Below are 26523 nucleotides of genomic sequence, written 5' to 3'. Positions count from 1 at the left end.
AGAAAAAAGATAAAAAAAAGCACAATCGTCAAATTGTGCTTTAGTTTTTTATTTAGAAATGCGAATTTAATATTAACCTCTTCTTCCGCCTGAACTTCTTGTGCCTGCGCTGTTTTCTCTTTGTGGCTGGCTGCTTCTTGATTCCTGGCTTGCTCTTGGAGTTTCAGAACGCTGAGTGTTTTGAGCTCTTGGTGAGCTTGATCTGCTTTCTGAACTTCCTCTGTTTTGGGAGTAGTTTCTTGTTGGTTCTGCTCTCTGCGGAGAGGGAGTTTCTGTTCTTTGAGTATAAGTTCCTCTATTATTTGTATTTCTTGGTGTACTTTCTCTTGAAACATTAGAATTATTCTGACTGTAATCTCTTCTGTTAGTTGTGTTTTCAACTCTTGCCGGATTGTTATTGTTTACCGTAGCCGAATTACCTCTGTTTACAGGAGTTGAACGATTAGTGTTGTAACTTCTGTCAGTATTAGTTCTGTTTTCAGCATAGTTTCTGTTTGTAGTTCTATTGTCTGTTGCAGATGTTCTATTTGTATTAGATCTGTTTGTATTGTAAGTGTTTTGGTTTCTGTTAGATTCTCTGCTTGCAGTACGTCTTTGATCTAAATCATACCTGTTTGTTACATTAGCATGTCTTTGAGCAAAGCTATAGTTAGGACGTCTTGTTTCGTAACCGTAAGTACGTCTTGATGCGTATAAAACCGGAGCTCTGTAACTTCTTCTTGTTGTTACGTAATTGTAATGATTGTTTACATTGATATAAACCCCAATGTTGTTTCTATATCTGTAAATTGGGTAAGGGCTCCACGCTGCATAGTAGGTTGGATAATAATTCCATCCCCAGGTAGAGTAATATGGTCTGTAATTATTTACCCAAAATGAGGTATATATTACTGGCGCAACACTGTAAACCGGCTCATAAATATAATTGTCTCCGTATAAATAAGTATTACCTACCACCTGTACGCTTACTTTATTGTAATTATCTCTTTCTACATCGATTGTTGCAATATCCTGGTAAACATCACGATCAAGAACTGCCTGGATAATTACAACGTGAGTTCTGTCTTCTACAGATTCTATCACACGTAAATAATCAACCTGATCATCGCCATTTAAATCAAGATTCGAGATTTGATATTTTGGATCATTCAAACGTCTTTCGAAATCCTGAAGATTGGCTGATTCACCAAAGATAGAAGCTACTGCTCTTAAGTCTAAGTTATCGCTTATATCTGAATTTTTTGCATATACAGTAGTTTGGCTTTGTGCTGAACAAGAACCAAAAACTAAAGCTGCAAACGCTATTAAAAGTAAATTAGTTTTCATGATAAAATCATATTAAAGATTAATACTGGGAGATATCCAATTACTGTGCCAGAAAAAAACAAGGAACTTATTTTATATGTTATAAATAATTGTATTTTAGCAATAAAAAAAACTGATTTATATGAGAAAAGTAATATTTTTTTTCGGTGCTTTAATTTTATTAATGTCTTTTAAAGCGCTGAATCATAATGATGAAAGACCGTTTTACAGTGGTTTTACTTCAATACAAATAGATACTTTATTTCAGGATAAAATTAGTATTAGAGCGATCTCAATAGACAAGAATAAAGTTTGGTACGGAGCTGATAATTCCCGATTTGGCTATTATGATTTAGATAAAAAAGAGAAGTTTGAAGATCGTATTTATCGTGATACCTTGAATCTGGAATTTAGAAGTATTGCTCAAAATTCTCAAAGTATATTTTTACTAAGCGTAGGAAATCCTGCACTGCTTTATCAGGTTTCTAAAAAAACACAAAAAGTAAAATTAGTTTATAAAGAAGTGAACGCTAAGGTGTTTTACGACAGCATGCAATTTTGGAACGATAAGGAAGGAATAGCAATTGGTGATCCTACCGAAGATACTTTTTCGATTATTGTAACACGTGATGGAGGAGAAACCTGGACAAAAATATTATCGGATAAACTACCTACGAATGCTGAGGGTGAAGCTGCTTTTGCCGCAAGTAATTCGAATATCGTGATAAAAGGAAATGATACATGGTTGGTTTCAGGAGGAAAAAAAGCACGAGTATTTTACTCTGCCGATAAAGCTAAAACATGGAAAGTAATCGAAACGCCTATTGTTCAGGGAAAAACAATGACCGGTATTTTTACAGCTGATTTTTACGATGCCAAACACGGATTTATTGCCGGTGGAGATTATGAACTTCCGAACAAAAAAACAGACAACAAAGCTTTTACTACTGATGGAGGAAATACCTGGAAGTTAATAGGGCAGGAAATGGGTTTTGGATACGCGTCGTGCGTGCAATACGTTCCGGGCGGAAATGGTAAGGAAATTATTTGTGTGGGTTCTGAAGGGATTCAGTACTCTCAGAATGGTGGCGAAAACTGGACGCAATTATCAACGGATACAAAATTTTTTACGATTCGTTTTATCAATAGAAATACTGCGATTGCTGCAGGTCATAATAAAGTAGTAAGACTTCGTTTTAAATAGTCTTAAAATAACAAGAACCCTAAATAATAAAGTAAGTATTATTATATAGGGTTCCTGTCGCTGTTGTTCTTTAAATGTGGCTTTTTATTTGTTGCCGGCTTTATCTCTGTATTGTTTTAATAATTTTCGATTAAAATCGTCTTCAGATTTTTTAAGCTTTAATATTTTCTTTGCCGAAAGTATCTTTTTTAAATTGGTATTGTATTTATCACGTAAAAGGTACAATTCCTTATCTGTGCTTTCTATTTGCGATAAAAGAGTAGCGGCTTCTTTTTCTGACATCGTACTAATATTATCATCATCTAATTTGCGTAAATACACTTTCATTTTTTCGTGACGCAATTCAAATTGTTTGTCATCGTAAGCATTGTAAACAGGCCAGAATTTCTCCGCCTCAGTAGAGGTAAGTTCCAGCTCGGTAGTTAAAAAAGAAACTTTATAAGCCTTAATTTTTTCTCGCTTTTCATCTGTTTTATCGTTTTGGGCATAAAATGAGAAAGTAGCAAAGAATAGAATTATTGGTAATATATTTTTAATTTTCATCTTTTGATATTTTTATTTATTCTGAAATTAAATTTTCAATGTTTGGATTTGAAGCCAAAATATCTTCTAGTGTTTCCTGTTCAAGGGCAACACTTTTATTAAGTTTGTCAATATCTTTAGTATCCAGTTCTTTAATTAAATCATACTGATTTAGGTTAGACTGATAGGATAAATAGGTTTCCAAAGTATCTTCGTCAAGTTCTTTAGAGGTATTATTATAGTTGTTTATGATTGGAATCATTAACGCCATAAAAACTACAGCGGCAGCAATCATAGAAAGTACCTTTTTACGTTTGTAAATCGGAATTACTTTTACTTCTTTCTCTTCGTTCAGCTGCTGTAAAACTTTTGCCGAAAAATTATCAAAATAATTTTCCGGAGTTTTAAATCCAGTGGCTATTTTCGGTTCGTTTTCTAATTTAAATGCTTTCATAATATCTATAAGACAGGTTTTGTTACAAAAGGTTTAATTTGATGTAACATATATTTCAATTTTTTTTACAGCATGATGATAAGATGCTTTCAGAGCGCCAACTGAAGTTCCTAAGATTTCAGCAATTTCTTCGTATTTTAATTCCTGAAAATACTTCATTTTAAAAACCAATTGTTGCTTTTCCGGTAAGGTTACAATAGCTTTTTGAAGTTTGATCTGAATTTCATCACCATCAAAATAAACATCGGCTTTCAAATTGTCGATGGTTTTATTTTGTAAAGCTTCAGATGTTATTCCGCTTAGTTTTGCTTTTTGGTTTAAAAAAGTCAGAGCTTCATTGGTGGCGATTCGATACATCCAGGAGAAGAGTTTACTCTCTCCTTTGAAATTTTTTAAATACTGAAAAACTTTCACGAAAGTGTTCTGCAATACATCATCTGCATCATCATGATTCAAAACAATGTTTCGAATATGAGAATATAAAGGTTTCTGATAATCAGACACGAGTTTTTGAAACGCGGTGTTTTGCGTTTTAGGATTTAATAATTCTTGTATAAATTCCTTCTCGTCTGTCAAATTCCTTGATTTATCTTATTAGAATGAATTTTAAACAAAAGGTTTAATCAGCTCTAAATAAATTAGAATTCTGATTCTTCTTCAGTAGTTTTAGGAGTTGTTGTTTTAGGAACCACTTTTGGTTTTGGTGCTGCTTTTGGTGTTTGTGCAGGATCTGTTTCTGTAGGTTCTACAGATGTTGGTTCTGTATTGGCTCTGTAAACAGGAGCTTTTACAACAGGAACAACTTTTGGTTTAATAGGATAATAAACTTCGGTCATCAGCTTAGACGGACTTTTTACATCCAGTTTGCTAATAGTTAAAATTTCAAGGTGAGACCAGCTTAAATTCGGCGTTATTTTTTCTTTATTTATAAAAGCTGTGGTTTTTGCCATTGCTTCGTTTAGATGCGTGTAATCACCCGTTAAAGTTGTTTTTACTGCTTCAAAACCATCCAGTTTTCCTCCCGAAATATCACTTCCTGCGGTGGTCAGGATTTCTTTGTTTGTAGGCAAACAAATCGAAATTTTTGCCAATCCGGTTGTGGTGTCGTAAGTATGGTAAATAATAAAAGGTTTTCCGTTGGTAGACAAGCCATTGTTTTCGCTGAATTCAATAAGTTTAGGAATAACAATTCTGGCGTTTTTGGTTATTTTTGGAATTTCACTTGTAAAAGTTTGTCTGATATAAGCAGTTTCGGTTTTTCTTACCACGCCATTTACTTTAATAGCATATGTTTTAGTTTCGAAATCCAGGTTTTTATCAATGTTGGCAAGACTTTTTTCGTAAATAGTTCCAATAACTTTATCAGAACCTCCGTTTAGGGCTGTATATACTTTAAACAAAAAGCTCATCGTTCCTGTTGCTTTCCAGGTTACTTTTGTTTTTCCTCCCAAAGTATCTTTAAAAGTCCAGTTTACATCAGCTTCTGTTCCGTCGTATTTCATTTTTTGCTGAATGCTTTCTCCTTCTTTGGTTTTTAAGGTAATGGCATTTCCGTTTCCTTCGGCTCCAGCCCAATAATAAGAGGCGCCATTTCCAGCTGTTTTATTAGGGAATGTCATTTTCATCGAAGGATCTGCTACTGACCACGATTCAAAATCTTCGTAATTTCTAAAATCATTTACATAATTATAAACAGTTGCTTTTGGGGAGTTAATCACTTTGCTTCTTTCTACAGAAAAAAACCCCTTTTGGGTAGCGACAAAAACAGTTAGCGCAACTAAGCTTAATAATAATAAAAGGAATAAATATTTTAGAATCTTCATTGGGAGTCATTTATTTGGTGTCGTAAAGTTATAAATTTTATTACTAGTCACGCTAATTGTGTAGCAATAAAAGTATACTTTATAAAATTATATGTGGTCAATAAAAGCTTTAAATAAAACGTTTTTTCAGTAGTTTAATTGTAAAACTTCTGAAATTATTTGATTCTAAATATAGCAATAAATTTTCGAAATTATCTTTTAAAGAAAAATTTGATCACAAATAACAGGGCAATAAAAATAAGGAACACTATTAATACTTTGTAATTTCCTTTATAAAAAATTCTGTGTAATGCGAGATCTTTTCGATAAGCAAATATCATTACGATTACAAATGCAATAAAAAAACAGAGTGCGAATATTAATTGTCCTTGACTAAACATAGTTGAAAATTATTTTTGACAAATTTAGAGAATTGTATATGAATAGTTGCTAATTTGGCATTTCATTTAAGTAAATAAAATCATGAAGAAACAACTTAATGCGGTTACTGAATTTCATACTGCTTTTAAAATAGGTCACAGTCAAACACCAATTGCTGATTTGGGCGAAACTAAAAAAATCCTTCGTTATAATTTAATGAAAGAAGAAAATGAGGAGTATCTCGAAGCAGTTCAGAATAATGATTTGGTCGAAATTGCTGATGCTCTTGGAGATATGATGTATATTTTATGCGGAACCATTATCGAACATGGTTTACAGGATAAAATCGAAGCTGTTTTTGATGAAATCCAACGTAGTAATATGAGTAAACTTGGCGAAGACGGACAGCCAATTTACAGAGAAGACGGAAAAGTAATGAAAGGGCCTAATTATTTTAAACCTGATTTTTCTAAGCTTTTATAAGAAGATTAACCGCAAAGAACGCAAAGTTTTTTTTGGGGTAGTCCTTGTAAAATAAGAACAAAAAGTTCGCAAAGCTTCGCAATTTTGTCATTTCGACGGAGGAGAAATCCTCGCAAGTAACTCCGCAATGAGAATCCAATCTTTGTCGAGCTTCTAACGAGGATTTCTCCTTCGTCGAAATGACAAGATTGTGGAAAAAAGTAACCCGACAAATTCTAAAATTTGTCGGGTTTTTATATTTAAAACAATCTTTGGTTATTGGACTTTAACCGTCCATCCAAAAGTATCTTCAGAAAGTTTGTTTTGAAGATTGGTTAGTTTTTCTTTTAAAAGTGCAGCGTATGAATTTTCTACCGGAGCCATTTCATAGTAAACATCCTGATAAGAGAAACCTTTGATAACGCTGATAACTGCAGCAGTTCCTGCTCCGAAGATTTCTTTCAAAGATCCGTTTTTGGCAGCTTCAACCAATTCAGAAACAATAACCGGGCGAACTTCTACATTAAGACCTTCTTTTTCTGCCATAGCAATCAAACTTTTTCTGGTAATACCATCTAAAATTCTTTCGCTTGTTGGAGCAGTTAGTAAGGTGTCATTAATTCTGAAGAAAACGTTCATTGTTCCCGCTTCTTCCAGTTTTGTATGCGTTGCATCATCTGTCCAGATTACTTGCTGAAAACCATCTTTGTTTGCTAAATTTGTTGGGTAAAACTGTGCAGCGTAGTTTCCTGCAGCTTTTGCAGCTCCAATTCCACCATTTGCAGCTCTACTATAATGTTCAGCAATAATTACTTTTACTTCGCCGGCATAATACGATTGTGCAGGAGAAAGTAAAATCATGAATTTATATTCATCAGAAGGATTTGCAACAACGCCAGCGCCTGTAGCAATCATAAAAGGACGAATATACATGCTGCTTCCGTTTCCTTTTTGAACCCATTCCTGATCGATTTTCAATAACTCATTTAAACCATCCATAAAAATAGCTTCAGGTACTTCCGGCATTGCCATACGAACTGCTGAATTATTAAAACGCTTGAAGTTTTCATCAGGTCTAAACAACCAAACATCATTATTGTCATCTTTGTAAGCTTTCATTCCTTCAAAAATAGCTTGTCCGTAGTGAAAGACTTTTGAAGAAGGATCCATTAAAATTGGAGCATAAGGCTTAATGACAGGATTTTGCCACTCTCCATTTTTAAAATCACATTCGAATAAATGGTCTGTAAAAACAGCACCAAAGCTTAAGTTTTGAAAGTCTACTCCGCTTATTTTTGACGAAGTTGCTTTTCTGATTTCAATTTTGCTTGTTTGAGTTGTACTCATAATTATGTAAAGTTTTTATGTAATTTTCATTGTAAAGAAGGATTCTAAAACAATGATTTGGTGTTAAATAGAATTTACTGAATGCAAAATTAAGTAAAAATATATAAATTCCTTAGTAAAACTGCATTATTTATGGCGTTTAACTGAGATTTATTTATCTTATAATAAAGTGAAAAAATTAAGATGTTTTTATAAAGAATTTATGAAAAAACTGCCGTTTTTTAAGGCTTTACGCATTTGTTTTGACTAAATTTGACTGTTAAAAATAAATAAATTCCAGAGATATCCATTATAAAGTTCTAAAAAGTGAAGAGAGAAATAATTAAAACGCTAGATGGCTCAACGACAATTCATTTGCAGGATTGGGATGAGTGCTACCATTCTAAACACGGCGCCATTCAGGAAGCAAAACATGTATTTATAAAAAACGGACTTTCATTATTTGAAGATAAACCGGTAAGTATTCTGGAAATTGGTTTTGGAACAGGTTTGAATGCTTTTATCACTTTTTTAGAATCGAATCAAAAAAATCAAAAAATTGATTATGTGGGAGTAGAGGCGTATCCTGTTGAGGCATCGGAAGTTTTAGAAATGAATTATGTCAGTGAACTTGATGCATTGGAATTTGAGAACATTTTTGAAGAAATGCATAAGTATGAATGGGATAAAAAAAATGAAATTTGCAACACATTCTCGTTAACCAAAAGGAAACAATTTTTTCATGAAATAGACGATTTTGAAACTTTTGATTTGATTTACTTTGACGCCTTTGGATATAGAGTACAACCGGAGTTGTGGAGTACTGAAATTTTCAGGAAAATGTACAACAGTTTAAAGCTAAATGGAGTTTTAGTTACCTATGCTGCCCGCGGAGTTGTTAAAAGAAGTATGATTGAAGTTGGATTTACTGTCGAGAAATTAGCAGGTCCTCCGGGAAAACGAGAGATGTTTCGAGCCTTTAAAAAGGTTTAAATGAGTTGTTTAGAATGATTCTATATTGATTTATGCATATTAAGAAAACGTATTCGTTGCTAAAGTTTTTAAAATAATAAGTTAAAATAAACGCATATGAATGATATTTGATTAAATTTGTGCGAGTTTAGAAATATAGATAACCCCCGAAAATCTTATTTTATTATGTCAAAAATGATGTTTGATTACACGAAATCAATACTTGAGAGAGTAAGTTTCGATCCGATACTTTTCTGTAAAGAATTAGAAAAAGCTATCAAAACGCTGTTACCATACGAAATGGAGCAATTACAGGAATGGTTAATGAATTTTATTATCGAAAAACCAGAACTAAAACAAAGTTTACTACTAATCAAAGTATAAAAAAAAAGGAGCCAAATTGGCTCCTTTTTTTATGTCTATTTCTTTTGTAGCGGACTCACAATTTGAACGTTCTGAAAAACAATTGCTCCTTTTACAACTCCGGCAATTGTAGATCGCAGAGCGTCGATGATTTGCATTTTTAATTCGCTTTTTGGGTAAATTAAACTTACCTCACGAGCGGGTTTTGGTTCCTTAAAATTTCGTAGCTTCAGTTTGTCGGAATCTTTTAAGTCTAAGGTGTGCAAGTACGGAAGTAGCGTTGTACCCAAACCTTCGTCGGCTAATTTTATCAGGGTTTCAAAGCTGCCGCTTTGTATCTGAAAATTATTCTGGTCGATATCAGTACCATTTTTGCATAAATTCAAAATTCCGTCTCTAAAACAATGTCCGTCCTGCAAAAGCAAAATTTCATTGATGTTTAAATCCGAAACTTCAATTTCGTCTTTCTGAAAACTGGCGTGATGTTCCGGGATATACGCTACAAAAGGTTCAAAATACAAAACAATCTCTTTTATTTTTTCGTCTTCAAGCGGCGTTGCGGCAATGGCAGCATCAAGATGTCCGTTTTTTAATTTAATAATAATCTCATCTGTGTTGAGCTCTTCGATTAAGAGTTTTACTTTTGGATATTTTTTGATAAAATTGTTTAAAAACATTGGTAAAAGAGTAGGCATTATGGTAGGTATAATTCCTAAACGAAATTCCCCTCCAATAAAACCTTTTTGCTGTTCTACAATATCTTTGATTCTATCTGCTTCATTAACAATATTTTTGGCCTGATTTACAATTTTTTGACCAATGTCTGTAAGCTGAATGGGTTTCTTACTTCTATCAAAAATTAAAATATTAAGCTCTTCTTCAATCTTCTGAATCTGCATACTTAATGTAGGTTGTGTAACAAAACATTTTTCGGCAGCAAGTGTAAAATTTTTGTGTTCGGCAACAGCTAACACATATTGTAATTGAGTAATCGTCATTTTGATAGTATTTTGTGATGCAAAAATAAGAAAATATAATTTTTTTTTATACTATTTTAAAAGAACTTATATTAAATTTGTAGTAAACTTATTATAAAACGAAAAACTATGAAAACAAATATTTTAGGATTGCCTGTAAAAGAGTCAGAATTGTTAGTAAAGGAATTGAATATTCTGTTGTCAAATTTTCAAGTATATTATCAAAACTTAAGAGGAATACACTGGAATATTCGTGGTAAACGTTTCTTTGATTTACATGTTAAGTTTGAAGAATTATACACAGATGCCCAATTAAAAATTGATATGATCGCAGAAAGAGTATTAACAATAGGAGGGACTCCGTTACATACATTCGAAGATTATATTAAAAATAACAAATTGGCAGTTGGAAAAAATATCTCGAATGATGAAAAAGCAGTTCATCTTATTGTAAATTCTTTATCTGATTTATTGAGAATTGAAAGAGAAATTTTGAATCAATCTGATGAAATTAATGATGAGGGAACAAATTCTATGATGAGTGACTTCATTGCAGAGCAGGAAAAAACAATCTGGATGATGAGAGCATGGTTAGAAGAAGAATTGTAAAGCCTTGTTTATAAAATAATTAAAAGCAGAATTGTCACATTAGATAATTCTGCTTTTTTGTTATTGTTAAATTTGTATAAAAATTTTGCTCACAAGCTTTGATTTTATTTGTTTAACACTATTTTTGCTTCGATGAAAATACTAGCCCGTATATTATTATTTATATTTATTGCCTTCTTATCGACCCCAACAATTGTTCAGGCGATAAAGAAAGGGACTAATACGGCTATATCTTTTAATTGTGCAGAAGAAGAAGTTCATAAGGAACTTAAATCTATAGTACATCCTGTGGTATTAGAACATGAGGTAGTATTACCTGTCTATATTCAGAAGAAAACGATTGTTTCTGAAAACATCGTAAAATTAGATAATATTTCTCCGAGCATATTTGCTCCACCTCCCAACTTGATATAATACTTCCGATTATTTTGAACTACACTGCATTTTTGATTAAATGTGGTAAATCTTTAATGAATAATTTTTTTAGTATTGTATTATTATGACAAAAAAAATCAATCTTTTTGCCAACCTTAAATCTGATTTCGCTTCAGGTTTAGTGGTTTTTTTGGTGGCTCTTCCATTGTGTTTAGGTATTGCAATGGCCTCTGGAGCGCCGTTGTTTTCTGGTATTATCGCAGGTGTTATTGGTGGTATTATTGTTGGCTATCTAAGTCAGTCACATATTAGTGTTTCGGGGCCAGCAGCTGGATTAACAGCTATTGTTTTAACCGCTATTACTGATTTTGGTGCTTTCGATGTGTTTTTAATGTCTGTTTTTATTGCGGGACTAATTCAGTTAGCATTAGGGTTTTTAAAAGCCGGAAGTATCTCGAATTATTTTCCCACAAATGTTATTGAGGGAATGCTGGCGGGTATCGGTATTATTATTATCCTGAAACAATTGCCGCATGCTTTTGGTTATGATGCAGATTTTGAAGGTGATCAGGCTTTTATTCAAAACGACGGAAGCAATTCCTTTTCATTTTTATTTGATGTGCTAAATCATATACAATTAGGAGCAGTAGTGGTTTCACTAGTTTCGCTTGTAATATTGATCTCTTGGGATAAAGTACCTTTTTTAAAGAAATTAAAATTAATTCCGGGAGCGCTTGTTGCTGTTGTTATAGGTATAGCTTTAAATGAATTTTTTATAGCTACAGGAAGCTCATTGGCAATTGCAAAAGAACATTTGGTTTCATTGCCAGTTCCAAAGTCTTTTGATGAATTTAAATCTATTTTAATTACGCCAAATTTTGCCGCGGTTACAAATCCGCAAGTTTGGGTAGTTGCTATTACAATTGCCATTGTAGCTTCTATAGAAACACTTTTATGTATCGAGGCAGCCGATAGAATGGATGTGCAAAAACGTTACACCAATACCAATGTTGAGCTTAGAGCACAAGGTATAGGTAATATTGTAAGTTCACTTTTAGGTGGTTTACCAATGACATCAGTTGTGGTAAGGTCATCTGCTAATAATAACGCAGGTGCAAAATCTAAAATGTCAGCTATAATTCATGGTGTGCTTTTACTAATAAGTGTTTTGTCTATTCCTGCAATATTAAATAAAATTCCGTTGGCTACTTTGGCAACTGTATTAATTTTGGTAGGATATAAATTAGCAAAACCTGCAACATTCAAACATTTTTGGGAGAAAGGGAAATATCAATTTATACCTTTTGTTGCCACTTTAGTGTTTGTTGTAGCAACAGATTTACTTAAAGGTGTGGCTTTAGGAATTATCATTAGTGTGATTTTTGTACTAAGAGGAAATCTAAAAAGAGCTTACAGTTTCAAAAAAGAAGAATACGAAGATGGCGATGTTATTCATATCGATTTGGCTCAGGAAGTTTCATTCTTGAATAAAGCAGCTATTAAATTAACATTGAATGAAATTCCGGAAAACTCTAAAGTAATTATCAATGCGCAGGATACCGAATATATTGCCCATGATGTGCTGGATTTAATTCGTGAGTTTAAAGAAACGAGAGCAATTGATGAAAATATCAAGGTAAAACTAAAAGGATTTAAAGAAGCTTACGAGCTTGAAAATTCACCTGATCTTAATAATCATGTATCCATAGAACATTATTATGACGTTGCAAAAAGAGCATTGGTCAAAAAAGAAACGATAAAAGAAGATTTTTAAACAAATTAAATTAATTAAGGTATTTCTTCATTGTGAGAAATATTAAAAATTAGATAACTTTACATTAGTTATTTTTAATATGTTTAATCATGTAGAAATACCATTCAAAAAAAAACAAAAAAATGAGAGAGTTTTATAAGCAGTTATTAGAAAACAACAAAGAGTGGGTTGAAAAATCATTAGCATTAGATCCTAATTATTTTGCAGATTTAGCAAAAGGACAAACTCCGCCATTATTATGGATTGGATGTTCTGACAGCCGTGTTCCTGCAAATGAAATTATTGGAGCTAAACCAGGAGAAGTTTTTGTGCATCGTAATATTGCCAATATGGTTGTTCACTCTGATATGAATATGCTGAGTGTTCTGGATTACGCTGTAAATGTACTAAAAGTAAAACATGTTATTGTTTGCGGACATTACGGTTGTGGTGGTGTAAAAGCAGCAATGGGTAATATGTCTGTCGGAATTATCGACAACTGGATTCGTCACATTAAAGATGAGTATCGTTTGCATGATAAATACTTAAACTCAATTGAAGATGAAACAGAACGTTTTAATGCTTTTGTTGAAATCAATGCTAAAGAACAAGTATACAACCTGGCAAAAACTTCGATTGTACAAAGTGCATGGAAAAACGGTCAGGATTTAATGCTGCACGGATGGGTTTATGGTTTGAATTCAGGTTTTGTAACCGATTTGAATGTAAATATTGCTTCGAATGATGAATTAGATGAGGTATATCAGCTAAGTAATCTATAAAAATTAAAAAATCGCCTCAAAAGGGCGATTTTTTTTATTCATTTTCATCCAGATTTTCGTTAAAGGCCGACGGCAGTAAAGTTGGAATAAACTTTATTAGAATTGGTAATAACAAACTTCCGCCAGGAAGTAAAAATATAGTTAATGACGGAATGGTTTTGCAAATATCTAAAAGCTGTTTTTTTACTTTTTTCTTTTCTTTGGCATCCAGATCCCTGGTTGTAGAATAAGCCAGTAGAACCATTAATTCCTTACTCTGAATAATTTCCTTAACTAGTCTGTTTTTGTTTCTTACAATCAGTTTTACAACGCTGTGCGTCATTTGATCATAGAAATGCTTGACTGGGTTAGAATAATTAAAATAGGGAATTTTCTTTTTATGAGTTGTAATAAAAGTATTTGTTGTATCGATACTTTGGGTAACAAAATCATCAGAAACTCCCATCATTGATCCTAACGAGTATAAAAAATAAGCTTCTTCATTTTCGACAACACCATCGCTCCATAAAGCCATTCCGGCCATATCAATTAAATAATAATGTTCCAGTTTATTACTGAAATAGTCGAGCTGTAAGGTTTCTAATGTATCTACAGTAACTTTTGAGAATTTCGAATATCGAATAGAAGCTTCAAAAAGTTTAATTAATAAATCGTCGTGTTGTGATTTGACAGTTTTGGTTTTTAAGGCCAAAGCTACAATGCCCAATACAGTTTCTTCGATTCGTTTTAAATATTTTTCAGGAATTGCGCCTTTTTCCAGGTATTGTCTAAAAGCCAAAACATCAATAAACAAAAGCGCATTGGTTACTAAATGCGAAAAGTTTTTACTAATGATGCTGTCATTTGTCTGAACTCGTTGATCAATTATATTTTCTAAAGAAAGGGAAGGAGTGTCTTTTGGAAGTAAAATTTTGAACAAATTAAACCCTTCAGGATTCATTTCTTTATAAAATTTTAAAACTTCGCTGATAAAGTTATTGGGTTCAAAGCTTCTTTTTTCTAAACAAAAAACGCCGTACAAAGTATTTAATAAAGCAACTTTAGAAATTTCGGTTTTAAACCAGCCTTTTATATGAATTGGAATTCGGGAATCGATAGTTATGATGTGGCCATAGATAAAACCGGTTTCTCTGACTTTATAGTAAAACGAATCTGTAGTCTCAAAAGGTATAGCTTCTGAAAATTTTTGTTCACTAAAAAACTTATCTATCCAACCTGGTGCTGATGGGTTAATCATTAACTTTAATTTATAGCTGCAAAGCTATATCTTTTTCTTGTCTTAGGATAAATTTTAAATGAAATAACCACTAGATTTTGTGAAAATGTAGTGGTTATTGTTTTTTTATTTGATGATTCCGGCACAAGCAACTCTTCCGCCTGCATTTCCGGTTGGCTGAGTTGTAAAATCATCAGTTCCCTGATGTACAATCAAACCTTTTCCAAGAACATCTTTGTTGGTGTCTCCACAACCAATACACCATTCGTCAGTGGTTAATGTGATAGTTCCGTTACCTTTTGCATCAGCAGTAAAGTTTCCGATGTCTCCTTTGTGGTATTCAGCAACACCCCATTTTCCGTGTTTTTTAAAAGTTGGATTCCAGTGTCCTCCGGCTGAACTTCCGTCGGCTGAACTACAATCTGCTTTTTCGTGAATGTGTATCGCGTGAACTCCCGGAGTTAAACCAGTCATTTTTGCAACAAAAGTTACTTTGCCGTTTTTCTCTGTAAAAGTAGCAGTTCCTGCAACGGCACTACTGCTTTTTGGCTCTAAGGCAACAGTCAGGGTTTTGGCATCGTTTGATTTTGTATTGGTCTTACAGCCAATGATTAAGGCGGTAATTATAGCGAAGGAAACGATAATTTTTTTCATATATAAGGGCATTTAAATTAATGATTAAGTAAATTTAACATAAAATTCCGACATTGATTGAAGCTAATTAGTTAAAAAAATCTAAAACTATTGGTTGTTATTTAATGTTGTGATATACAATCAACCCAAAATTATTGTGTAATTTCGTATAGGCTCCGATTTGATTTTTTTTTAAATCTGTATTTATTATTTATAATTTAATCTGTAAAATTATGATAAAGAATATTCTAACGTTAGTTTTTTTGGGAGTTGTCGTAATTTCCTGTAATGCTTCTAAAACTAAAAAAGAAAGCGCTGTTAATCAGTTGGAAGGAACATGGGAACTGAATTATATTACAGGTCCCAGAATAGCTTTTGAAGGTTTATATCCCAATAAAAAACCAACGATAAATTTCGATCTCGCGGAAAATCGTGTATCAGGAAATAATAGTTGTAACTCTTTTACAGGTAAACTCATTTTGACTGATAATAAAATCGATTTTACACAAGGTATGGCAGTCACCAAAATGATGTGTATGAATGGGCAACAAGGCGAGCAGGTTTTTATGAGCACTTTACCCAAAATCACATCATATGATATTACTGATGATGGTAAAACCTTGAATTTTATTTCTGGTGACATTGCCATGATGAGATTTAATAAAAAATAGATCTTTTTTTTACTTTATTAAAACTTTATTTTATGAAAACTAAATTATTCATTTTATTAGTGTTATCCTGTTTATTGAGTTTTCCTCTTTTTGCGCAGGAAAAAACAAAGAAAGAATTAAAAGCAGAAAGAGATTTGCAGAAACAAAAAGAAATCGAAACGCTTATTGATTCTAAAAAGTTTGATTTCGAAGCTCAAAAAGTCAATCCACAAGGAGGAAGAGTGATTAATCTGGATTATAATATGTATTTTTTAAAATTTAATACAGAAAAAACAACTTGTGATTTACCTTTTTTTGGACGTGCTTTTAACGTACCATACGGAGGCGGCGATGGCGGAATAGTATTTGAAGGCGTACCGGAAAACATAAAAGTAGAAAAAAAGAAAAAGAGTTTTTTAGTAAGAGCTACCGTTAAAGGAAAAGATGATGTATATGATTTGCTGTTTTCTATCTTTTTGGATGGAGGTGCAACGCTTTCTGTTAATAGTAATAACAGAGCTTCAATTTCGTATAATGGAGAAATTAAAGCACCCAAGACACAAGAAATTAAAAAATAAAAATTTTGAGTTGTATTGCATCCCAATGCATAAGATTTATGCTAATAACTCCTTTTGCAAAATATCCCTGAGATATTTTTTTTAATGTTATTGTTTTTAATTTCCATTAGAATTCCTATTCCATATAGAAATATTATGATGACAAACAAATTAATATCTGTAAACTCGAAATTGGAATTTCGAAAAGATTTGGCTGAAGGACAATAGCTTTGTCATTAGCTTATCAATATTCATTTTTTTAAAACTGTAAGAATGTTTTGATGGTTTGATCTTTAATGTGTTAAAAATCAGTATATTTGATGTGCGTTAATTTTAAGAAATAAATAAAATTGAATACTATGAAAAAAATTAGTCTTATTGTTATTATGGCAATTGCCACATTTTCATCTTATGCGCAATCTTCCTTTAAAGAAGATGTAGAAGTTCTGCAAAGTGTTTATGGAAAATCAAAAAGTGATCTTGTAAAGCAGTACATGAACTTGTCTGATACACAAAGTGTTGCTTTTACAAAGATTTATGATAGTTATGAAACAGAACGTAAAGCACTGGGGCAAACAAAATTTCAGCTTATTAATGATTATGCCGCAAATTATGCGACTCTCACAGATGAGAAAGCAGATGAGTTGGCAAAAGGAACTTTAAAAAATAATCTGTCTTATGAAAAATTATATTCTAAGACTTATAATCACGCTAAAAAAGCAGTTGGAGCAATAAATGCCGCTAAATTTATTCAGTTAGAAGTGTATTTGCAAACTATAATAAGAGCTGAGACTTTGGAATCAATTCCTTTTATTGGTGAATTGGATAAGTCAAAATTGCAATAGATTTAATTTTATAAAGAGAAAAACGGCAGTTACCTTAGTTAACTGCCGTTTTTTTATTGTTTGGTAATAAATTTATTGAGCTGTTTTAACCTGATAAATGGCATTTACCATTCCGTCTCGTGGTGTATCCAATGGAAGTTCCCAAAACATGATTCCCCCTAATTTTTTCGCTTTTGCATATTCTGCCTTAGCTTTAATAGAAGTTAAGTTGTCTCCGGTTGCAAATGTTTTTTCTTTTGCGTTGTACCAATAAGCAGCTTTAGCTTTATCATCCCAAAAGTATTTCCACCCATTTGCTTCTGTGTAAGTATCGGCAAAGCTTTTAAAAGGAACACCTTGAATATGTTCTCCTGCCTGATACAGACCATTATTTATATTTTCCACATTTTTCCAGGTTCTGGTATAAAAAGCACCACCAATAACTAATTTTTCTGCTGGAATTCCTTGCTTCAATAAAAAATCAACTGCTCTGTCTGTAGATTCTTCTTTAGGATTAGTGCTGTATAATGGAGTATGATGTCCTGTAACAGTCGAATAACCGTTTACTAAATCATAACTCATAATGTTGATACGATTTACTAACGATCCTACAGTTTTCCAGTCTATAGATTCATCTAAAAATTTCTGAAATCCTCCTGCAGCAAAGCTTAATTCGTACTTCTTGCCTAAAGTAGAACGCAAAACTTTGATTAATTCTGTAAAGTTAGGTTTATCAGCAGGCTGGAATAAATGACCAGGCAGTCCTTCAATTGCCGGATATTCCCAATCTAAATCTAAACCATCTGCTTTAAAATAGTTGCTCACTTCTTTTACTGATTTTGCAAAAGTCAATCTTCCTTCGGGAGTTGAAAATGCAGCAGAACAAGGCTCACAACCACCCCAGCCGCCAAGAGATAAAATAATCTTAAGTTGAGGATTTGATGCTTTTAGAGAAACCAGATGCTTAATTGTGGTTGAATCTTTAGCAGAATCAACGCTTAGTTTTCCATCTTTTAAATGGCAAAAGCTAAAGATAATTTGATTTAGTTTATTGACTTCGTATTCGTTGATCAGTTTATCATCGCCCGTGTAGTAAGCAATGATGTCCATTTTTTTGTTTTTTTGTGCAAAGATATTTGTGGTAAAAATGCCCAATAACAAAAGGATGATAAGGTTAATTCGTTTCATGTTTTAGTTTTTTTTTAGTTTTTTGAATGCTAAATATAACCATTTTACTTATGCTATAAAGTCAATCTTGATCAAAATTTGCAAATCATTGCAAAAATATTGCGACTTATAAATCGGGTTTTAGAGATTATTTTAATCTGTTAAAATGTGGGCAGACCTCTTTTATATGCACTGCTGTGTACCTCTATTTCTAAATGAACTTATATAACTTATATGGTGAAAAAATAAAAAACAAAAAATAAACCCGCACTGTTTCGGATAAGTGCGGGTTTAAACAAATTAAAAGCTAAAAACTATTTTTGTATTAGAAGCAGTATTCATTTTCTGCAACTAATTTAGTTGTAATAACCTCTCTCAAGGCTACAACATTTGGATTGTTGGTGTATTTTGTGAAACGTTTTAGTCCCATTAACATCATACGTTGTTCGTCACCTTCAGCAAAAGAAATAATTCCTTCTTTTCCTCTTGAGTTAACGATATCTACAGCTTTATATAAGTATAATTTTGCCATCGCAATTTGCTCTTGTACTTTAGCTTCTCCCTGATTTTTGGCTAATTTCTCTGTTCTAAGAATAGTACTTTCAGCCATGTAGATCTCGATTAAGATATCAGAAGCAGCCATCAATAATTGTTGGTGTGAATCTAAATCCGGACCATATTTTTGAACAGCACTACCAGCAACCATTAAAAATACTTTTTTAAGGTTAGCGATAATTCCTTTTTCTTCAGCAAATAATTCAGAGAAATCAGGAGTATCAAAAGATGGAATTCCCATTAACTCTTCCTGAACTTTCATTGCAGGTCCTAATAAATCTACGTGACCTTTCATTGCTTTTTTGATCAACATACCTACAGAAAGCATTCTGTTGATTTCGTTTGTACCTTCGTAGATTCTGGCAATACGAGCATCTCTCCACGCACTTTCCATCGGAGTGTCTTCAGAGAATCCCATTCCACCAAAAATCTGAATTCCTTCGTCAGCACAATTCTGAACATCTTCAGAAACCGCTACTTTCAAAATAGAACATTCGATTGCATATTCTTCAACACCTTTTAATTCCGATTCCTGATGAGAAGTTCCTTCTGCCTCACGAGCAGCAATTCTGTCTTCGATATCTTTTGCCGCTCTGTAAGAAGCACTTTCTCCAGCGTAAGCATTAGTTGCCATTTCAGCTAATTTAGAACGGATAGCTCCAAAAGATGAAATCGCAGTGTTAAACTGAATCCTTTCGTTTGCATATTTTACAGCTCCAGAAGTTACTCTACGTTGCGCATCAAGACATGCTGCAGCCAATTTAATACGTCCAACGTTCAAAGCATTCATAGCGATTTTAAAGCCGTTTCCTCTTTCAGACAACATGTTTTCAACCGGAACTTTTGTCTCGTTAAAGAAAACCTGACGAGTAGAAGAAGCACGGATTCCTAACTTATGCTCTTCTTCATTCATAGAAATTCCGTTATCAGCAGTATTTTCTACAATGAAACCAGTAATGTTTTTGTCATCTCCAATACGGGCAAAAACGATGAAAACGCTACAGAAACCTGCATTCGAAATCCACATTTTTTGTCCAGTGATTGAGTAGTATTTTCCATCTTCAGATAAAACAGCTTTTGTTTTTCCTGAGTTTGCATCAGATCCTGCACCTGGTTCTGTTAAGCAATAAGCTCCAAACCATTCTCCAGAAGCCAATTTAGGAACGTATTTTTTCTTTTGTTCTTCAGTTCCGTAAAGAGTAATTGGCATAGTTCCAATACCTGTATGTGCACCAAAAGCAGTTGAGAAAGATCCCGTTGCACCAGAAATGTAATCGCAAACTAACATTGTCGATACAAATCCCATTCCTAATCCGCCGTATTCTTCAGGAACCGCAACTCCAAGAAGTCCAAGTTCACCCGCTTTACGCATAGAAGCTTCTGTATAAGCGTAATCTTTTTTCTCAAAACGATCTTTATGCGCCCATAATTCTTTGTCAACGAACTCTTTTACAGAGTCACGCATCATTAACTGCTCTTCAGAGAAATCTTCTGGTGTAAAGATATCTTCGCACTTTGTTTCTTTAACTAAAAACTGACCACCACGGGTTACGTTTTTTTCGATTGTATCTGCCATTTGTTTTTTGTTTAGATAAAAGATGAAAGAATCAAGAAGAAAGATTTTAGCCCAACTTACTTATGAAACCCGTAGTCATCTTTTGAAATTCAATTATTTTGTTTTCTATTTCTTCAGTTTTTTCTTTTGATAAATAGTCGTTCTGACATGCTATCAATAATTGTGTCTGTAATTCAAATGAAGATCCTAAACTAATATTCAGATAATGCTGAAAATGTTTATTCTCTCTATTTGAGCCTTCTGCTATATTTGAAGGCATTGAAACGGCGCATCGATTCATTTGGCTAGATAAGCTGTAAGTTTCTGATTTTGGAAAAGTGGAAGTCAATTTATAAATATCATTTGTAATACTCATTGCTAAAATCCAAATTTTCAAATTCTTAAAATTGTGTCTCATGTTTTTTGAGCCAAGATAAGAAAATGAATATAAAAAGTAAGTTTTTTACTATTGTTTAAAAATCTTTATTCTTGCCTCATTCTTTCAAAAAAAACATCTTTCCTCTTGCTTCTTTGCTCTTTCCTCTCTTTACAATACCTCGTAAATCCCAGCACTTCCTTGTCCAGTCCCCACACACATACTCACAATTCCATACTTACTACCTCTGCGTTTCATCTCATCAAATAACTGAACAGAAAGTTTAGCACCAGTACATCCAAGAGGGTGACCTAAAGCGATCGCTCCACCGTTTACGTTTACAATATCCGGATTTAAACCTAGCTCGCGAATTACAGCCAAAGACTGAGAAGCAAAAGCTTCGTTTAATTCAACTAAGTCAATATCTTTTAATTCTAAACCAGCTTGTTTTAATGCTTTCGGAATAGCTTTTACAGGGCCGATACCCATGATTCTTGGCTCAACGCCAGATGAAGCAAAATTTACTAATCTGGCGATTGGCTCAAGATTCAATTCTTTAACCATGTCCTCACTCATGATTAAAACAAAAGCAGCACCGTCACTCATTTGTGATGAGTTACCTGCTGTAACACTTCCGTCGGCGGCAAAAACGGGTTTTAAACCTGCTAATGCTGCAACAGACGTTCCGGCTCTTGGACCTTCGTCTTGTTTTACAACGTATGATTTAGTTTCTTTTTTTCCATTTTCATTGATGAAAGTCTGGTCAACAGTAATCGGAACGATTTGTTTGTCGAATTTCCCTTCAGCTTGTGCTTTCAAAGCTTTCATATGAGAGTTGTAAGCAAACTCATCCTGATCTTCTCTTGAGATTTTGTATTGATTTGCAACCGCTTCCGCAGTTAAACCCATTCCCCAGTAATAATCTTCGTGACCTGCAGCGGCAACTTTATAATCCGGAGTTGGTTTGTAACCTCCCATCGGAATAAAACTCATACTTTCAGCTCCACCAGCAATGATACAATCTGCCATTCCTGATTGGATTTTAGCAGTTGCCATTCCGATAGTTTCTAATCCAGAAGCGCAATAGCGGTTAACCGTTACACCAGGAACATCTTCTACTTTTAGTCCCATCAAAGAGATCAAACGTCCAACGTTAAGTCCTTGTTCTGCTTCCGGCATGGCATTTCCTACCATGACGTCATCGATACGTTTTTTGTCGAAATCAGGCAGTTCATCCATCATAAACTGAATAGTTTCTGCTGCTAATTCGTCAGGTCTTTTAAATCTAAAAACCCCTTTTGGTGCTTTTCCTACCGCAGTACGGTAAGCTTTTACTATATATGCTGTTTTCATGTTTTTTTTCTTGTTTAGATGAAAGAAGAAAGAGTCAAGAGAAAAGACTTTATCTTGCTTCTTGTTTCTTGTCTCTAGTTTCTTAATGGTTTTCCTTTAGTTAACATATACTGAATTCTCTCTAAAGTCTTACGCTCAGTACAAAGAGATAAGAAAGCTTCACGTTCGATATCTAATAAATATTGTTCAGATACTAAAGTTGCTTCAGATAAATCACCACCAGCCATTACATAAGCCAGTTTGTTGGCGATTTTTTTATCGTGCTCAGAAATGTATTTTCCAGCTTCCATTTGATCTGTTCCTACTAAGAACATTCCCAATGCTTGTTTACCTAAAACCTTAACATCAGTTCTTTTGATAGGTTGTGTATAACCCGCTTCTGCCATTAACAAAGCATGTTTCTTAGCTTCAGCAATCTGACGATCTTTGTTTACTACGATAACATCTTTTCCATGTTGAAGAAGACCTGTATCAAAAGCTTCGTAACCAGAAGTCGAAACTTTTGCCATTGCGATGGTTAAGAAATACTCCTGAAGAACGTTCAATTCCACATCGTTTTTACGGAATAAATCAGACGCTCTTAAAGCCATTTCTTTAGATCCACCACCACCAGGAAGTACACCCACACCAAATTCAACCAATCCCATATACGTTTCTGCAGCAGCAACCACTTTATCAGCATGTAAGCTCATTTCGCATCCACCACCAAAAGTCATTCCGTGAGGAGCTACTACAACCGGAATAGAAGAGTAGCGAACGCGCATCATTGTGTCCTGAAACATTTTGATTGCCATGTTCAATTCATCATATTCCTGCTCAACTGCCATCATGAAAATCATTCCGATATTAGCTCCAACAGAGAAATTTGCTGCCTGGTTACCAATAACTAAACCTTGATATTCTTTTTCAGATAAGTCGATTGCTTTATTGATAGCCTGAAGTACATCGCCACCAATAGTATTCATTTTAGATTGGAATTCTAAGTTTAAGATTCCGTCTCCAAGATCCTGAATGATTGCACCACTATTACTCCAAACTTTTTTGCTTTCGCGGATGTTGTTTAGAATAATAAATGAATCTTGTCCCGGAACTTTTACTTGAGATTTTGTTGGGATATTATAGAAATAAGAAGCACCTTCTTTAACAGAGTAGAAACTTTCGCTTCCAGAAGCCAACATTTCAGTAACCCACGCAGCTGGCTCTAAACCTTCTGCTTTCATGATTTCGATTCCGTTAGCAACACCAATCGCATCCCAAATTTCGAATGGACCATTTTCCCATCCAAAACCAGCTTTCATCGCATCATCAATTTTGTATAATTCGTCTGAGATTTCAGGAATTCTGTTTGACACATATGCAAACATTCCAGCGAAACTCTTACGGTAGAATTCACCTGCTTTGTCTTTTCCTTTTACTAAAACTTTAAAACGATTGATTGGTTTATCAATAGTTTTTGTCAGTTCAAGAGTAGCAAAACTTGCTTTTTTAGCAGCGCGGTATTCTAATGTATCTAAGTCTAAAGACAAAATATCTTTATCTACTTTTTTATAAAATCCCTGACCGGTTTTGCTTCCTAACCATTTATTTTCCATCATTCTGTTGACGAAATCAGGAAGTTTAAACAATTCGTGTTGTTCGTCTGTTGGGCAGTTTTCATAAATACCGTTGGCAACGTGTACTAAAGTATCTAAACCAACAACGTCAACCGTACGGAAAGTAGCCGATTTTGGACGACCAATTACCGGACCAGTCAATTTATCGACTTCTTCAATAGTTAATCCCATTTCTTTAACCAGGTGGAATAAACTCTGAATACCGTAAATACCAATTCTGTTTCCAATAAACGCCGGAGTATCTTTAGCAACAACCGAAGTTTTTCCTAAGAATTTAGATCCGTATTCGTTTAAGAAATCCAATACTTCAGTAGAAGTTTTTGGACCAGGAATAATTTCAAATAATTTTAAGTAACGCGCAGGGTTAAAAAAGTGAGTTCCGCAGAAGTGTTGTTGAAAATCTTCGCTTCTTCCTTCGCTCATAAAATGAATTGGAATACCAGAAGTGTTTGAGGTAACCAAAGTTCCCGGAGTACGGAATTTTTCGATTTGTTCAAAAACTAGTTTTTTGATATCTAGACGTTCTACAACAACTTCGATAATCCAGTCAACATTGGCAATTTTTGCCATATCATCAGTCGTATTTCCAGTTGTAATTCGGCTAGCAAATTTTTGACTGTAAATAGGAGAGGGTTTCGATTTTAATGAATTCGCCAAATGTTCGTTTACCACACGGTTGCGAACGGCTTTACTTTCAAGTGTTAATCCTTTTTTAGCTTCAGCTTCTGTCAGTTCACGAGGTACGATGTCAAGAAGTAAAACTTCAACACCAATATTAGCAAAATGACAAGCTATACCTGAACCCATAATTCCGGATCCAATTACAGCAACTTTTTTAATTGTGCGTTTCATAAGTCGTTAAAATTTGTTTTTGTTTTTTGAATTTGGGATAAACCTTTTCATTACTATGAATGAAGTGGTATTATTCATTTTCTATTTTTTCTGTTTGATTAAATATATTTTTGTCCTGAATCAATTCGTTGATAATTTCAGAAACTTCAATAAAATGCTTTAGTTTTTCATCCGAAACATGTTTTCTAACCGTTTCATTAAATTTAAGCACCGTATTTTTAGATAAATCTCTTTTTTCTTTTCCAAATTCCGTCAGGTAGATCAAAACACCGCGGCCATCCGTTGGGTTTTTCTTTCGAACAATCAAACCTTTATCTTCCATCGATTTTAATGTTCTGGTCAGGCTCGTAGCTTCCATTCCCATTCTTGGACCTAAAGCAGTAGACGGAGTTCCTTCTTCTTTGTCAATACTCAAAAGTGCAAATCCGGTCGCCATTGTGGCATCGTATTTTGCAGCTTCTTCGTTGTACATTCTTGATACAGCTTGCCAAGTAGCTCTCAAAATATAATCTATTGTTTTCTCTTTCATATGTAACTATATCGATTTCAAATATAATCAAAAAATACTATGCATGCATATTAATTTATGATAAATTTTTGGTTAGTAAAAAAATAACTCTGATTTAGAGTGGTTTATGGTTTAATTTTAATTGAAATATACTATTCTTTTTTGAGGTTTTAACAAATTTAATGCTGTAAAAATCGTTTTATGGTTTTAAATTAAGATTTAATTCTACATTTTATAAAAAATCATGCGTTTAATTCAGTCTTATTTTCAATACTATAGCGCGAAATTGCCTTTTCAAGGATCTTTTTCATACGATTTCGTAGATTTTCAGGTTTGATCACTTCGATACCATCACCAAAACCTAACAGAATGCGCTCCATTTCATAGTTAGGAGTAAGGAATATATGAACAATAATACTTTGATCCTCATTTTGTTTAATCAGTCGCTGCGAAGAATGCAACGGTTTTGTCAAAACATAGGGGGCGTTTACTGGATCAATCCAAAGTTCAATTCGTCTGGGTTGTGATCCTGTATTAACCGTAACACCAATTACATTTTTATAAAACAAATCGGCATCAAAATCTTCTTCTAAATAAGGAAGATTAAAATCATAATCAATCGAGATAATTCGATCCAAAGCCAAATTGGTAATAGGCTGAGAACCTTTTTTCTTTCCTACCAAAAACCATCTGTTATTAAATTCCTTCAAAATAAAAGGATGAAAATGAAATTTATTTTCCTCTCTCGATTTAAAAGATTTGTACGTAATCACCAGAACAATCTTTTTGATAATGGCCTGATATACTTCATCCAGATAATGCAGACCTTTTAAATTGTCATTTTTATCCAGATAAATAACGGGCTTCGTATGCGACTTTTCCGCATAGATTTTATCTTCCAAGCGTTGTAAAATATCCGATACATCATTAAACAAGGAGAAGTCTTTAAACTGTTTCAACATCGAAACGGTTTCGGTCAAAACATTCATATCTGTTTCCGTCAGCGGAATATCGGTTATCGAAAATTCTTCGTCTTCGTATTTATAATACTTTTTGTCATAAACAATAATTGGTGCATTATAACCCAGTTTTTCACTGCGCATCAGCTGAATATCCATTTGAATCGTTCGTTTACTAATCGGGTTTTCGCGGCCTTCATATTCAAATAAAGCTTCAGAACAGCATTCGATCAAATCCTCTAGAGTCCATTGCCGGTATTTATTTTGCAGACATTTATCAATTGTTTTGTAGCGTATTAGGGCATTTTTGTTTTGTGACATGTGATTTGTTTTGCCACAAAGGCACGAAGGCTCAAAGATTTTGTTTCACGCAGATTTTGTAGATTTAAGCAGATTTTGCAGATTTTTTTAAATCATT

At 33.5% G+C, this 26523-nt stretch carries 28 protein-coding genes; 11 read left to right on the top strand and 17 right to left on the bottom strand.

Translation table 11 applies throughout. The annotated features are described in order from the left end of the window. Window positions 1-72 precede the first annotated feature (72 nt). Window positions 73-1326 (bottom strand): hypothetical protein, encoded by a 1254-nt coding sequence (locus FLP_RS16220; protein ID WP_065450567.1) that lies wholly within the window; start codon window positions 1324-1326, stop codon window positions 73-75. Between the two features lie 121 nt (window positions 1327-1447). Here FLP_RS16220 and FLP_RS16215 point away from each other — a divergent pair, with 121 nt between their 5' ends. Beyond that, window positions 1448-2509, top strand: coding sequence for a beta propeller repeat protein (locus FLP_RS16215; protein WP_065450566.1), 1062 nt, complete (start codon window positions 1448-1450; stop codon window positions 2507-2509). 84 nt (window positions 2510-2593) lie between these two features. Here the strand turns inward: FLP_RS16215 and FLP_RS16210 are convergent, their stop codons facing one another. The 5 genes from FLP_RS16210 to FLP_RS25780 all read right to left on the bottom strand — a co-directional run bounded on the left by FLP_RS16210 (window position 2594) and on the right by FLP_RS25780 (window position 5688). Beyond that, window positions 2594-3052 carry a sensor of ECF-type sigma factor gene (locus FLP_RS16210; protein ID WP_065450565.1) on the bottom strand — a complete coding sequence of 153 codons (459 nt, stop codon included), beginning with the start codon at window positions 3050-3052 and terminating at the stop codon, window positions 2594-2596. Window positions 3053-3068: 16 nt separating this feature from the next. After that, window positions 3069-3485: a hypothetical protein gene (locus FLP_RS16205; RefSeq protein WP_065450564.1), complete on the bottom strand. Its 417-nt coding sequence runs from the start codon at window positions 3483-3485 to the stop codon at window positions 3069-3071. A 33-nt stretch (window positions 3486-3518) separates the two neighbouring features. Further along, entirely contained in the window at window positions 3519-4061 is a 543-nt protein-coding gene (locus FLP_RS16200) for an RNA polymerase sigma factor (protein WP_065450563.1), read from the bottom strand. A 62-nt stretch (window positions 4062-4123) separates the two neighbouring features. After that, a complete protein-coding gene (locus FLP_RS16195) occupies window positions 4124-5308 on the bottom strand; it encodes an SRPBCC family protein (protein WP_065450562.1) in 1185 nt (394 codons plus the stop codon). A gap of 191 nt (window positions 5309-5499) precedes the next feature. Further along, window positions 5500-5688 carry a hypothetical protein gene (locus tag FLP_RS25780; protein ID WP_065450561.1) on the bottom strand — a complete coding sequence of 63 codons (189 nt, stop codon included), beginning with the start codon at window positions 5686-5688 and terminating at the stop codon, window positions 5500-5502. Window positions 5689-5770: 82 nt separating this feature from the next. Here FLP_RS25780 and FLP_RS16185 point away from each other — a divergent pair, with 82 nt between their 5' ends. Beyond that, complete coding sequence (locus FLP_RS16185) at window positions 5771-6151, top strand: pyrophosphohydrolase domain-containing protein (protein ID WP_065450560.1); 381 nt, start codon at window positions 5771-5773, stop codon at window positions 6149-6151. Window positions 6152-6406: 255 nt separating this feature from the next. On the opposite strand, the gene FLP_RS16180 is transcribed toward FLP_RS16185, so the two are convergent. Continuing rightward, window positions 6407-7477: a branched-chain amino acid aminotransferase gene (locus FLP_RS16180; protein ID WP_065450559.1), complete on the bottom strand. Its 1071-nt coding sequence runs from the start codon at window positions 7475-7477 to the stop codon at window positions 6407-6409. Window positions 7478-7783: 306 nt separating this feature from the next. Here FLP_RS16180 and mnmC2 point away from each other — a divergent pair, with 306 nt between their 5' ends. Beyond that, window positions 7784-8449, top strand: a complete 666-nt coding sequence (gene mnmC2 / locus FLP_RS16175) for a tRNA (5-methylaminomethyl-2-thiouridine)(34)-methyltransferase MnmC2 (protein ID WP_065450558.1) — start codon at window positions 7784-7786, stop codon at window positions 8447-8449. A 165-nt stretch (window positions 8450-8614) separates the two neighbouring features. Further along, window positions 8615-8812: a hypothetical protein gene (locus FLP_RS16170; RefSeq protein ID WP_065450557.1), complete on the top strand. Its 198-nt coding sequence runs from the start codon at window positions 8615-8617 to the stop codon at window positions 8810-8812. A gap of 35 nt (window positions 8813-8847) precedes the next feature. On the opposite strand, the gene FLP_RS16165 is transcribed toward FLP_RS16170, so the two are convergent. Further along, the gene (locus FLP_RS16165; RefSeq protein ID WP_065450556.1) at window positions 8848-9789 is read right to left on the bottom strand and encodes a LysR substrate-binding domain-containing protein; all 942 of its coding nucleotides are present in this window, start codon (window positions 9787-9789) and stop codon (window positions 8848-8850) included. 108 nt (window positions 9790-9897) lie between these two features. Here FLP_RS16165 and FLP_RS16160 point away from each other — a divergent pair, with 108 nt between their 5' ends. From FLP_RS16160 to can, 4 genes are all read left to right on the top strand, one after another. Further along, a complete protein-coding gene (locus FLP_RS16160) occupies window positions 9898-10377 on the top strand; it encodes a Dps family protein (protein ID WP_065450555.1) in 480 nt (159 codons plus the stop codon). A gap of 132 nt (window positions 10378-10509) precedes the next feature. After that, window positions 10510-10791, top strand: coding sequence for a hypothetical protein (locus tag FLP_RS16155; protein ID WP_065450554.1), 282 nt, complete (start codon window positions 10510-10512; stop codon window positions 10789-10791). 85 nt (window positions 10792-10876) lie between these two features. Next, window positions 10877-12526 carry a SulP family inorganic anion transporter gene (locus FLP_RS16150; protein WP_065450553.1) on the top strand — a complete coding sequence of 550 codons (1650 nt, stop codon included), beginning with the start codon at window positions 10877-10879 and terminating at the stop codon, window positions 12524-12526. Between the two features lie 122 nt (window positions 12527-12648). After that, the gene (gene can, locus FLP_RS16145; protein ID WP_065450552.1) at window positions 12649-13287 is read left to right on the top strand and encodes a carbonate dehydratase; all 639 of its coding nucleotides are present in this window, start codon (window positions 12649-12651) and stop codon (window positions 13285-13287) included. Between the two features lie 34 nt (window positions 13288-13321). On the opposite strand, the gene FLP_RS16140 is transcribed toward can, so the two are convergent. Beyond that, window positions 13322-14524: an LETM1-related biofilm-associated protein gene (locus tag FLP_RS16140; protein ID WP_065450551.1), complete on the bottom strand. Its 1203-nt coding sequence runs from the start codon at window positions 14522-14524 to the stop codon at window positions 13322-13324. Window positions 14525-14629: 105 nt separating this feature from the next. Beyond that, on the bottom strand, window positions 14630-15157 hold the full coding sequence (locus tag FLP_RS16135; RefSeq protein ID WP_065450550.1) for a superoxide dismutase family protein: 528 nt from the start codon (window positions 15155-15157) through the stop codon (window positions 14630-14632). 212 nt (window positions 15158-15369) lie between these two features. Here FLP_RS16135 and FLP_RS16130 point away from each other — a divergent pair, with 212 nt between their 5' ends. From FLP_RS16130 to FLP_RS16120, 3 genes are all read left to right on the top strand, one after another. Next, the gene (locus FLP_RS16130) at window positions 15370-15807 is read left to right on the top strand and encodes an META domain-containing protein (protein WP_083195893.1); all 438 of its coding nucleotides are present in this window, start codon (window positions 15370-15372) and stop codon (window positions 15805-15807) included. A gap of 32 nt (window positions 15808-15839) precedes the next feature. After that, window positions 15840-16364 carry a DUF4251 domain-containing protein gene (locus tag FLP_RS16125; RefSeq protein ID WP_065450548.1) on the top strand — a complete coding sequence of 175 codons (525 nt, stop codon included), beginning with the start codon at window positions 15840-15842 and terminating at the stop codon, window positions 16362-16364. A 338-nt stretch (window positions 16365-16702) separates the two neighbouring features. Next, on the top strand, window positions 16703-17188 hold the full coding sequence (locus tag FLP_RS16120; RefSeq protein ID WP_065450547.1) for a hypothetical protein: 486 nt from the start codon (window positions 16703-16705) through the stop codon (window positions 17186-17188). Window positions 17189-17260: 72 nt separating this feature from the next. On the opposite strand, the gene FLP_RS16115 is transcribed toward FLP_RS16120, so the two are convergent. The 7 genes from FLP_RS16115 to FLP_RS16085 all read right to left on the bottom strand — a co-directional run bounded on the left by FLP_RS16115 (window position 17261) and on the right by FLP_RS16085 (window position 26426). After that, a complete protein-coding gene (locus tag FLP_RS16115) occupies window positions 17261-18355 on the bottom strand; it encodes a glycoside hydrolase family 18 protein (protein ID WP_065450546.1) in 1095 nt (364 codons plus the stop codon). A 304-nt stretch (window positions 18356-18659) separates the two neighbouring features. After that, window positions 18660-20465, bottom strand: a complete 1806-nt coding sequence (locus FLP_RS16110) for an acyl-CoA dehydrogenase family protein (RefSeq protein WP_065450545.1) — start codon at window positions 20463-20465, stop codon at window positions 18660-18662. Between the two features lie 46 nt (window positions 20466-20511). Continuing rightward, the gene (locus tag FLP_RS16105) at window positions 20512-20862 is read right to left on the bottom strand and encodes a four helix bundle protein (RefSeq protein ID WP_065450544.1); all 351 of its coding nucleotides are present in this window, start codon (window positions 20860-20862) and stop codon (window positions 20512-20514) included. A 129-nt stretch (window positions 20863-20991) separates the two neighbouring features. Then, complete coding sequence (locus FLP_RS16100; RefSeq protein ID WP_065450543.1) at window positions 20992-22173, bottom strand: thiolase family protein; 1182 nt, start codon at window positions 22171-22173, stop codon at window positions 20992-20994. Window positions 22174-22247: 74 nt separating this feature from the next. Then, a complete protein-coding gene (locus FLP_RS16095; RefSeq protein WP_065450542.1) occupies window positions 22248-24638 on the bottom strand; it encodes a 3-hydroxyacyl-CoA dehydrogenase/enoyl-CoA hydratase family protein in 2391 nt (796 codons plus the stop codon). Between the two features lie 70 nt (window positions 24639-24708). Further along, window positions 24709-25167, bottom strand: a complete 459-nt coding sequence (locus FLP_RS16090; protein ID WP_065450541.1) for a MarR family winged helix-turn-helix transcriptional regulator — start codon at window positions 25165-25167, stop codon at window positions 24709-24711. 221 nt (window positions 25168-25388) lie between these two features. Continuing rightward, the gene (locus tag FLP_RS16085; RefSeq protein WP_065450540.1) at window positions 25389-26426 is read right to left on the bottom strand and encodes a helix-turn-helix transcriptional regulator; all 1038 of its coding nucleotides are present in this window, start codon (window positions 26424-26426) and stop codon (window positions 25389-25391) included. Between the last annotated feature and the right edge of the window lie 97 nt (window positions 26427-26523).

Source organism: Flavobacterium piscis (genome assembly GCF_001686925.1).
Lineage (GTDB): Bacteria > Bacteroidota > Bacteroidia > Flavobacteriales > Flavobacteriaceae > Flavobacterium > Flavobacterium piscis.
This window is presented reverse-complemented; position numbering and strand designations above follow the sequence as displayed.

What these genes read in the sequence shown, in the direction of transcription:
- FLP_RS16220 (WP_065450567.1), bottom strand. Translation starts at nt 1,326, where the DNA reads ATGAAAACTAATTTACTTTTAATAGCGTTTGCAGCTTTAGTTTTTGGT.
- FLP_RS16215 (WP_065450566.1), top strand. Translation starts at nt 1,448, where the DNA reads ATGAGAAAAGTAATATTTTTTTTCGGTGCTTTAATTTTATTAATGTCT.
- FLP_RS16210 (WP_065450565.1), bottom strand. Translation starts at nt 3,052, where the DNA reads ATGAAAATTAAAAATATATTACCAATAATTCTATTCTTTGCTACTTTC.
- FLP_RS16205 (WP_065450564.1), bottom strand. Translation starts at nt 3,485, where the DNA reads ATGAAAGCATTTAAATTAGAAAACGAACCGAAAATAGCCACTGGATTT.
- FLP_RS16195 (WP_065450562.1), bottom strand. Translation starts at nt 5,308, where the DNA reads ATGAAGATTCTAAAATATTTATTCCTTTTATTATTATTAAGCTTAGTT.
- FLP_RS25780 (WP_065450561.1), bottom strand. Translation starts at nt 5,688, where the DNA reads ATGTTTAGTCAAGGACAATTAATATTCGCACTCTGTTTTTTTATTGCA.
- FLP_RS16185 (WP_065450560.1), top strand. Translation starts at nt 5,771, where the DNA reads ATGAAGAAACAACTTAATGCGGTTACTGAATTTCATACTGCTTTTAAA.
- FLP_RS16180 (WP_065450559.1), bottom strand. Translation starts at nt 7,477, where the DNA reads ATGAGTACAACTCAAACAAGCAAAATTGAAATCAGAAAAGCAACTTCG.
- FLP_RS16170 (WP_065450557.1), top strand. Translation starts at nt 8,615, where the DNA reads ATGTCAAAAATGATGTTTGATTACACGAAATCAATACTTGAGAGAGTA.
- FLP_RS16165 (WP_065450556.1), bottom strand. Translation starts at nt 9,789, where the DNA reads ATGACGATTACTCAATTACAATATGTGTTAGCTGTTGCCGAACACAAA.
- FLP_RS16160 (WP_065450555.1), top strand. Translation starts at nt 9,898, where the DNA reads ATGAAAACAAATATTTTAGGATTGCCTGTAAAAGAGTCAGAATTGTTA.
- FLP_RS16155 (WP_065450554.1), top strand. Translation starts at nt 10,510, where the DNA reads ATGAAAATACTAGCCCGTATATTATTATTTATATTTATTGCCTTCTTA.
- FLP_RS16150 (WP_065450553.1), top strand. Translation starts at nt 10,877, where the DNA reads ATGACAAAAAAAATCAATCTTTTTGCCAACCTTAAATCTGATTTCGCT.
- can (WP_065450552.1), top strand. Translation starts at nt 12,649, where the DNA reads ATGAGAGAGTTTTATAAGCAGTTATTAGAAAACAACAAAGAGTGGGTT.
- FLP_RS16140 (WP_065450551.1), bottom strand. Translation starts at nt 14,524, where the DNA reads ATGATTAACCCATCAGCACCAGGTTGGATAGATAAGTTTTTTAGTGAA.
- FLP_RS16135 (WP_065450550.1), bottom strand. Translation starts at nt 15,157, where the DNA reads ATGAAAAAAATTATCGTTTCCTTCGCTATAATTACCGCCTTAATCATT.
- FLP_RS16130 (WP_083195893.1), top strand. Translation starts at nt 15,370, where the DNA reads ATGATAAAGAATATTCTAACGTTAGTTTTTTTGGGAGTTGTCGTAATT.
- FLP_RS16125 (WP_065450548.1), top strand. Translation starts at nt 15,840, where the DNA reads ATGAAAACTAAATTATTCATTTTATTAGTGTTATCCTGTTTATTGAGT.
- FLP_RS16120 (WP_065450547.1), top strand. Translation starts at nt 16,703, where the DNA reads ATGAAAAAAATTAGTCTTATTGTTATTATGGCAATTGCCACATTTTCA.
- FLP_RS16115 (WP_065450546.1), bottom strand. Translation starts at nt 18,355, where the DNA reads ATGAAACGAATTAACCTTATCATCCTTTTGTTATTGGGCATTTTTACC.
- FLP_RS16110 (WP_065450545.1), bottom strand. Translation starts at nt 20,465, where the DNA reads ATGGCAGATACAATCGAAAAAAACGTAACCCGTGGTGGTCAGTTTTTA.
- FLP_RS16105 (WP_065450544.1), bottom strand. Translation starts at nt 20,862, where the DNA reads ATGAGACACAATTTTAAGAATTTGAAAATTTGGATTTTAGCAATGAGT.
- FLP_RS16100 (WP_065450543.1), bottom strand. Translation starts at nt 22,173, where the DNA reads ATGAAAACAGCATATATAGTAAAAGCTTACCGTACTGCGGTAGGAAAA.
- FLP_RS16095 (WP_065450542.1), bottom strand. Translation starts at nt 24,638, where the DNA reads ATGAAACGCACAATTAAAAAAGTTGCTGTAATTGGATCCGGAATTATG.
- FLP_RS16090 (WP_065450541.1), bottom strand. Translation starts at nt 25,167, where the DNA reads ATGAAAGAGAAAACAATAGATTATATTTTGAGAGCTACTTGGCAAGCT.
- FLP_RS16085 (WP_065450540.1), bottom strand. Translation starts at nt 26,426, where the DNA reads ATGTCACAAAACAAAAATGCCCTAATACGCTACAAAACAATTGATAAA.